Annotated in this window: 2 protein-coding genes; one reads left to right on the plus strand and one right to left on the minus strand. The window is 71.4% G+C overall.

Features of this window, described 5'->3' with window-relative positions; translation table 11 throughout:
- The coding region (gene rmuC / locus RT309_RS07390; RefSeq protein ID WP_313356219.1) for a DNA recombination protein RmuC at positions 1-1,239 on the plus strand (1,239 nt) is incomplete at its 5' end.
- Positions 1,240-1,251: 12 nt separating this feature from the next.
- On the opposite strand, the gene RT309_RS07395 is transcribed toward rmuC, so the two are convergent.
- The coding region (locus RT309_RS07395; RefSeq protein ID WP_313356220.1) for a thiamine pyrophosphate-dependent enzyme at positions 1,252-2,335 on the minus strand (1,084 nt) is incomplete at its 5' end.

Consider the following 2,335-nt stretch of genomic DNA (forward strand, 5'->3'; position numbering starts at 1 on the left):
GAGGTGCGCGAGGAGGCCGACGCGGATGTACTCGCCGAGCGCCGTCGTGCGACCGAGCGCCTGGACGAGCTGAAGGCCGACCAGAAGCGGCTCGCCGACGAGTTCGATGCGCTCAGCCGCCGGGCGCTCGAGGCGAATACGAAGGCGTTCCTGCAGCAGGCGGAAGAGCGTCTCAAGCGCAGCCAGAGTGAAGGAGCGGCCGAGCTGCAGAAGCGGCAGGATGCCGTGCAGCAGCTCATCGACCCGATCCAGAAGACGCTCGACACGGTGAAGTCGGAGATGACGACCGCCGAGAAGACACGGCTGGAGGCCCATGCGGCGCTCGCCGAGCAGCTGCAGTTCATGCGCCAGTCGTCGGAGACGCTCGGCTCCGAGACCCGCAACCTCGTCAACGCGCTGCGCGCGCCGCAGGTGCGGGGCCGGTGGGGCGAGCTGCAGCTGCGGCGCGTCGTCGAGGCCTCGGGCATGGTGAACCACGTCGACTTCGACGAGCAGCTGCACCACGCGACCGACGACGGGGCTCTGCGGCCGGACCTCGTGGTGCACCTGGCCGGCGACAAGCGCGTCGTCGTCGACTCGAAGGTCGCGTTCAGCGGGTACCTCGAGGCGATGGAGGCCACCGACGACACCGTCCGCACACAGCGGCTGCAGGCGCACGCCCGCCATCTGCGCAAGCACATCGACGACCTCGGCGCCAAGGAGTACTGGGACGTCGTGGCCGGATCGCCCGAGTTCGTCGTGATGTTCGTGCCCGCCGAGCCGTTCCTGGCGGCTGCGCTCGATCAGGACGCGACGCTCTACGAGTACGCCTTCGAGCGCAACGTCGTGATCGCGACGCCCTCGACGCTCGTCGCGCTGCTGCGCACCGTGGGGCACGCGTGGCGGCAGGATCAGCTGGCGCAGGAGGCGCAGCAGATCTTCACCGTGGGCAAAGAGCTGCACAAGCGGCTCGGCACGCTCGGCCAGCATCTGGCCAAGCTCGGTCGCAGTCTCAACTCGACCGTCGACGCGTACAACCGGTTCGCCGGATCGCTCGACCGCAACGTCGTCACGCAGGCCCGCCGGTTCAGCGCCCTGCAGGGGCTCGACGACGTGCTCACCGAGACGCAGCCGGTGGAGGCGCAGGCGGTCGCACCGCAGAAGAGCGATCTGTACGAGATCGAGGCGGGCGGCGCCGACGCTTCCGACGAGCGCTTCGCGAGCGCCGACCTGGGCGAGATCACCCAGCGCCTCGACTGACGACACTCGCGCTCAGCGCTCGAGCGGCACCTCGATGATCTGCGGCCCTGCGATGGCGGAGGTCAGCGCCTGGTCGAGCGCGGAGCGCGTCGTCACCCGCTGATGCTCCCACCCGTACGCCGCGGCCAGCTCGGCCAGCTGCACGCGGTGCGGGGTGTAGAACGCGCGATCGAGGTCGGCCTGCGCTGCGGAGGCGGCCACCTCGAGGCCGTCGAAGATCGTCCCGCCGCCGTCGTTGCCGACGATCACCTGCACCCGCGGCGCCGGCTCGTCGGGCGGCAGCAGCAGCGCGCCGACATCGTGCAGGAAGGCCAGGTCGCCGAGCAGCACCCGAGTCACCCCGGGGGCGCCGTCCGCCTGGCTGGCCAGCGCGATGCCGATGCCCGTCGCCACCGTGCCGTCGATGCCCGCCAGCCCCCGGTTCGCGTGCACCGGCACCTTCTTGCCGCCGAGCACCTGATCCGCCACGCGCACCAGACGCGACGATCCGAACATGAGCCGGTCGTGCGGCCAGGTGGCGCGCCACACGGCATCCACCAGAATCTGCCGGTCGACGCGCCTGCGCACCGCGTCGAGCTCGGCACGCACCGCATCGAGGCGTACGGCGCTGTCATCGGAATACAGACCCTCCTGGTCGGGCGCCGGCGTGCTGAGGTCGACCATGCGCGCCTGCGAAGCCGACATCCACTCCCCCAGCCAGGCCCGATCCGCCGCACCGGGCTCGACGGCGAGCGCGGCGACGGCACGGGTGCGTCGATTGAGATTCAGCTGCTCGCCGCCGCGTCGCACGGCGATCACCTCGATGTCGGGGCGCGCGAGCAGCGCGGCGACCTCGCGGGCGAGGGTGGGATGCCCGAACACGACGACCCGTTCGATTCGGCCTCCGAGTGCCGCATCGCGCAGCAGCTCCCGGTACCCGTGCACGAGCAGGCGCCCGAAGCGCGCGCCGCTGACGATCTCGGCGATGAGGGGCCAGCCTCCGTCGTGCGACAGCTTTTCGGCATCCGGTCCGGCATCCGCCCCCGCGACGACCACCGTGCGGGGCCCGCGCACCAGCACGACGGGCTCGACGGCTTCCGACGCCGGCAGCTCGCCG

The organism is Microbacterium sp. (genome assembly GCF_032084865.1).
GTDB lineage: Bacteria > Actinomycetota > Actinomycetes > Actinomycetales > Microbacteriaceae > Microbacterium.